Below are 4,839 nucleotides of genomic sequence, written 5' to 3' on the forward strand. Positions count from 1 at the left end.
GGACTCGTGGTGCGGGTCAGCCGATCTGCGTGCCCGTCGCGGACAGCGCCTCCGTGACCGGCTGGAAGAAGGTCTCTCCGCCGGAGGTGCAGTCACCGCTGCCACCGGACGTCAGCCCGATCGCGTTGCTGCCCGAGAAGAGCGAGCCGCCGCTGTCACCGGGCTCGGCGCAGACGTCGGTCTGGATGAGACCGCTGACCGTGCCCTCCGAGTAGTTCACGGTGGCGTTCAGCCCGGTGACCTTGCCGTCGTGCACCTGGGTGGTCGAGCCGCTGCGGGTGACCTTCATGCCGACGGTGGCCTCGGCGGCGCCCGTGATCTGCTGGGCGGAGCCGTTGTAGAGGTCGACCTCGCTCGGGTGGGCGGTGTCCGAGGTGTACTTGACCAGGCCGAAGTCGTTGCCCGGGAAGCTGGACTGCTCGTTCTTCCCGATCACGTTGCCGGACGGGTCCGACCAGGTGGAGATGGACGCGGTGCAGTGCCCCGCGGTCAGGAAGTACGGCTGCCCGTCCTTGACCACGTTGAAGCCGAGCGAGCAGCGTCCGCCCGAGCCGGAGATGGCGTCGCCGCCCGCGACGAGGGGCTTGAACTCCCCCTTCGAGCGCTGGAGTTCCGCCGTGCCGCCGAGCCCGTCGACCACCTTGGCGAGCTTGGCCCACCCGGCCTTCGACACGGTCCTGTCGGCGGTGACGACGACCTTGTCGGTGACCGGGTCGGTCGACCACGAGGTGCCGGGGATGGTCGCGTCCTTCTTCAGCATCGTACGGGCGCCCTCGAGCTCGGCCAGGGAGTTGGTGACGAGTCTGGCCTTGGCTCCGGCCTTCTCGACGGCCTTGGCGGCCGTCGCGTCGAGCACGTTGACGACGAGACTCTTCGTCTTCGCGTCGTAGTACGTACCCGCCGCGTCCGCGCCGAGGCCGTCGGCGAGCGTGGTGGCGAGCTTTCCGGCCGCCGGGGCCGACAGGATCCGGGGCACGGAGGCCCCGGCCGGCTCACTGGCGTTCGCATTCTGCAAAGTGACTCCCGCGGCGACCAGTGCGGCGATTCCCGCACCCGCCACGGCGGCCCGCCGCCGGGGTATGCGTCGATGCTTCAACTCGCGTCCTCCTGTGGGGGGTCGGACCGGGAGGTTGTGGGGACCTCACGGACCGGAAGGCTGGTTGACGGGCGCCAACTATTCCTAGTCCCACTGGGAGCACACAAGGTCGACTTCAGGACGCGCGTACGGGGAGACCGTGCGCCCCCTGCACCTCCGGTCGTTCGCAGTCACCCCAGGAGAATTCGCACTGCAAATACTACGAGCGAGTAACTCCTCAGCACACAGTGACGTCTAGCCCTGGCCTGAATTCGATCCTCCGGTTGTCGGGGGCAGTTGCTGCTGCGCCTTCTCCAGAAACCGCAGCAGCTCCACCGGGAACGGCAGGACCAGCGTGGAGTTCTTCTCGGCGGCGACCGCCACCACCGTCTGCAGCAGCCGCAGTTGCAGCGCGGCGGGCGTGTCCGCCATCTGCTGGGCCGCCTCCGCCAGCTTCTTCGAGGCCTGCAGCTCGGCGTCCGCGTTGATGACCCGGGCCCGCCGCTCACGGTCGGCCTCGGCCTGCCGGGCCATGGACCGCTTCATGGTCTCGGGCAGCGACACGTCCTTGATCTCGACGCGGTCGATGGTGACGCCCCACTCCACGGCCGGGCTGTCGATCATCAACTCCAGGCCCTGGTTGAGCTTCTCACGGTTGGACAGCAGGTCGTCCAGCTCGCTCTTGCCGATGATGGACCGGAGCGAGGTCTGCGCCATCTGCGACACCGCGAACCGGTAGTCCTCGACCCGTACGACCGCCTCGGCCGCCCCGGTCACCTTGAAGTAGACCACCGCGTCCACCCGCACGGTCACGTTGTCCCGGGTGATGCCCTCCTGCGCGGGCACCGGCATCGTCACGACCTGCATGTTGACCTTCTGGAGCCGGTCCACGAAGGGGACGATCATGGTGAACCCCGGGCCGCGCACCTCGGGGCGCAGCCTGCCGAGCCGGAACACCACGCCCCGCTCGTACTGTTTGACGACCCGGGCCGCCGCCATCACGTACACCGCTCCGGCGGCCACGAGGGTCCCGCCCGCCGCCACCAGCTCCTCGACCATGCCGGCCCCCAGGGGTCCGAAGTGGGAGTGTTCGGGAGAGCACCTCCCGTACTTCGAAGGTAACTCCCCGACCCGGACAAGAGGGAGCCCCCGCACGCCGGTTGCGTGCGGGGGCCACACGGGCCGAAACGGAGGAACCGTCAGCCGACGCTCACTCCGTAGTAGCTCAGCGCCTCGGTGACCGGCTGGAAGAAGGTCGTACCGCCGGAGGTGCAGTTGCCGCTGCCGCCGGAGGTCAGACCGTAGGCGACGGTACCCGCATAGAGCGGACCGCCGCTGTCGCCGCCCTCGGCGCAGACCGTGGTCTGGATCATGCCGTAGACGATGTCGCCGCCGCCGTAGTTGACCGTGGCGTTCAGCGCGGTGACCCGGCCGCTGTGGGTACCGGTGGTGGAGCCGCGACGGTAGACCGTCGTGCCCACGCTCGGCGTGGCGGCGCTGGTGATGGTCTGGCCGCCGACCGCACTCGGGTGCGCGATCGACGAGTTGGTGTAGCGCACCAGCGCGAAGTCGTTCGTCGGGAAGCTGTAGCCGACGTTGGTGCCCAGCACCGTGCTGTGGGAGGAGTTGCTGTACCAGGTGGAGGCGACCTCACCGCAGTGGCCGGCGGTCAGGAAGTAGTACGTGCTCCCGCTGTGCACGTTGAAGCCGAGCGAGCAGCGGTAGGAACCGCCGTAGATGGCGTCGCCGCCGGTGATCAGTTTGTTGAACCTGCCGGGGGTGTGTTTGATGGTGAGGGCCCCGGAGGTGGTCCCCGCCTGGCGCCTGATCTTGGCGATCTCGGCCTTGGAGACGGTGCTGTCGACGGTGACGACGACGCGGTTGGACTTGCCGTCCACCGCCCAGGCCGTGCCGGGTATGTCGGCCTTCAGGACGGAGTCGCTCGCCCTGGTGAGCTGGCTGGCGCTGAACGTCGGGGCGTCGCTGGCGCTCGCGGTGGGGGCGGCGAACGCGGCCGCGGCCACGAATCCGGAGACCATGGCGATCAGCCGGGTCCGTCTCGCGATACCGCTGTGGGGAATGGTGCGCTTGATCCTCACTTTTCGTTCCCTCCCAGGGGAAGTCGGGGGCCCGCGTGGGGTCGGGGCCCGTGAGGCGCAGCCAGGGAGGGCGCTCGGATCCGAACACGTATGCCCCTGACAAGCGCTGAGGGGGAGTATTCGGCCGAACGGCCGGTAGACGCAAGGGCGCCTTTCGGCCGTGCGACTGTGTGCGATCTGTGCCGACCGTGTGCGATATCGCTCAGTTCCGGGCCACTTGACGCTCTGTCATCGCTTCCCGATCCCCGATTGCCCCACGGGGCTCGGGTTTTCCGGCGAAGGTCTCGGACCAGAGTGCGCTCCCCCGCCCCGATGGTGACGTCCGGCCTGTTCCTTGTGGCGGGAAAGGGCAGACGAAGCGGTCGGCGAAGCGCACGCCGGCACCACCTTCGAGGCCACGCCGGAGGAGAACAAGCACGTCTGCACCGATGCCGGCGAGAAGGCCTGCACCGTGCAGACGCACAGCGACGCCATCGGGGCGGGCGCGACCTGGTCCTCCGTGCAGCAAAGCCGCGGCGACGTCGTGATGTCCACCATCAACGGCCTGCGCCACGCGGTCGCCCGGCAGCCGGACCTGAAGTTCCTCACGAGTGGTTCCACCGCCTCGACGTCGGCTTCGCCTTCGAGAGGGGCACCGAACTGGCGCCCGAACTTCCGGGCCGGTGAACGGACTCATCGCGGACGGGACGAACGAGAAGGCCCTCGAGAAGCGGGGGACCACGGGATCGGTGATCGACGAGTCGCGGATCTCCCCGCCGGAGCTGAGGAACTGACGGCCCATCCCCGCGACCGGGGAACGCGGGGAACCCGGCAGTCCGCGGTCACAGCCCGCAGTCGCAGCAGGAGCAGCACTCACAGCACTCGCAGCACTGGCAGGCTTCGCAGCACGAGCCGTCGCAGTCGCAGTCGCAGTCACTGAGGCAGCCCTCACGCTTCTTCCGCGACCAGGGCCCCTCGTACTCCTCGGCGCAGCACATCTTGCAGGTGCAGCACAGCCCGATGGCGGCCGCGCAGCCGGCCCAGAAGCCCCGCTTGTCCGGGCGCGGCGGCTCGCCGCCGAAGGGAGTGCCGTAGGGGTTCCCCGGTGCCTGGGGCGCGTATGGGCCCTGCGGCGGCCCGAAGGAGGCCTCGGGCGCGTGCGCGTGCCCGCAGGACGTGGTCCCGAACGCCCGGTCCACCGAGCGGCGCAGTTCGTGCGCGAGCAGCAGATGCGCCAGCTTGGCGTCCACGAACTCGACCTCGCGCAGCGCGAGCCGGATGCCGTGCAGCGCGTCGTCGGCCAGTCTGCGGGCCTCGGTGAGGGAGGTGCCGGTCGCGGTGAGGGGGTTCCAGGCTCCTGACGCGGCGTCGGACTCCCTGTCCTCCACGGCGTCCAGGAGGTGCGCCAGCCGTCCGAAGAGCCGCCCGGCCTCGGCGAGCGGTGCGGCGTTGCCCGGGCGCCCGGCCAGCACCGCGGTGTGCGCGAAGGCCGCGGCGGTCGCGGTCTCGGTCGGCTCGGTGACCGTCAGGATCGGCGTCCCGGGCCCGGCGAGCGCCTCGAGGCCCACCTGCCGGTCGACGGCGTCGACGAGCACGGCGGTGTCGAAACCCACCCCGGCTCCCCCCCCCGCGCCCGCCCCCCCCCCCCGCGCCGGGGCGCCGGGCGCCCCCGGCGCCCCCGGCGTG

At 70.3% G+C, this 4,839-nt stretch carries 4 protein-coding genes and 1 pseudogene; 1 reads left to right on the forward strand and 4 read right to left on the reverse strand.

All coding sequences use genetic code 11. The features are described 5' to 3' along the window. Positions 1 to 16 precede the first annotated feature (16 nt). The 3 genes from ACFW2E_RS35975 to ACFW2E_RS35985 all read right to left on the reverse strand — a co-directional run bounded on the left by ACFW2E_RS35975 (position 17) and on the right by ACFW2E_RS35985 (position 3,174). Positions 17 to 1,096: a S1 family peptidase gene (locus tag ACFW2E_RS35975; protein WP_384472949.1), complete on the reverse strand. Its 1,080-nt coding sequence runs from the start codon at positions 1,094 to 1,096 to the stop codon at positions 17 to 19. A 234-nt stretch (positions 1,097 to 1,330) separates the two neighbouring features. After that, positions 1,331 to 2,134, reverse strand: coding sequence for a slipin family protein (locus ACFW2E_RS35980; RefSeq protein WP_384472951.1), 804 nt, complete (start codon positions 2,132 to 2,134; stop codon positions 1,331 to 1,333). 140 nt (positions 2,135 to 2,274) lie between these two features. Further along, positions 2,275 to 3,174 (reverse strand): S1 family peptidase, encoded by a 900-nt coding sequence (locus tag ACFW2E_RS35985; protein WP_384472954.1) that lies wholly within the window; start codon positions 3,172 to 3,174, stop codon positions 2,275 to 2,277. A gap of 376 nt (positions 3,175 to 3,550) precedes the next feature. Between ACFW2E_RS35985 and ACFW2E_RS35990 the strand changes: the two are divergent. Further along, positions 3,551 to 3,947 (forward strand): annotated as a pseudogene (locus ACFW2E_RS35990) (ABC transporter substrate-binding protein); the annotation flags it as partial. Positions 3,948 to 3,995: 48 nt separating this feature from the next. Here the strand turns inward: ACFW2E_RS35990 and ACFW2E_RS35995 are convergent. Beyond that, a partial coding sequence (locus ACFW2E_RS35995) for a cysteine-rich/transmembrane domain-containing protein (RefSeq protein ID WP_384472957.1) occupies positions 3,996 to 4,839 on the reverse strand: 844 nt, incomplete at its 5' end.

This window comes from Streptomyces sp. NPDC058964, assembly GCF_042741275.1.
Classification (GTDB): domain Bacteria; phylum Actinomycetota; class Actinomycetes; order Streptomycetales; family Streptomycetaceae; genus Streptomyces.